The 734-nt window shown below is 52.6% G+C and carries 1 protein-coding gene; it reads left to right on the forward strand.

From position 1 onward, the window contains the following. Positions 1 to 85 precede the first annotated feature (85 nt). Positions 86 to 734: hypothetical protein (locus ACT3T9_RS18850; RefSeq protein WP_444607306.1), on the forward strand; the 649-nt coding region annotated here is incomplete at its 3' end.

The raw sequence follows: 734 nt of genomic DNA on the forward strand, positions 1-734 counted from the left end.
GAGTGACAGTAGACGACGGGATCGTGGGTGTGTCTACACTTACGCACCGCGACTTCCACAGAAAAATTAACAACCAGGGGTTCTCATGCGAAAAGTCCGTGCGGCCATTCTTGCATTCACAGTTGGAGTCGGGCTTCTCGTTAGCTCGACAGTCGCGAACGGGGCGCCCCCCGAACTTGCATTAACAGATGGCGAATCGCACATAAGCGGGCTAGCTGACGGAACAGTAGTCTTCGAAGCTGCGGGCGAAGAGGGCAACTATTGGGTCCCCCCTAGTGCTCAGAATGAGCCTGACGATCAGGGAGGCGGACAGATAGCGACCCAGTCGTTGATTCTGCGCGACGGGGTACTTGTATTGTTCTGCGGGGACCCACTAAAGATGCACCACGTACTCGAAAAATTCAAGTCGAAGCACGACAAGACGATCCGCCTCGAGTGCGGAACCAAGAGTGGGTTTGGCTTTAACCACATCAACAAATCACACCCCAAGTCTCAGTGGGTTAAGCAAATGGGTGGAAAAGGGTCTTGGACAGAGTATCAGCAATACCTGATTCGAGCCGCAGTGACGAATCCGAGCAAAGTCACCTCTCAGGCCAATAATAAAAGGTGTTACCACGCCCCAGTGAAGCTATACAAGATGTCGAATGGGAAGCCAAAGTATTGGAAGACGATCGAGCCCTCGGTGATCGTCTCCAAGAACAACAAGCGCGTAATTACCGCAATTCCGTCCACTA

It is taken from the genome of Brachybacterium sp. AOP29-B2-41, assembly GCF_052378395.1.
GTDB lineage: Bacteria > Actinomycetota > Actinomycetes > Actinomycetales > Dermabacteraceae > Brachybacterium.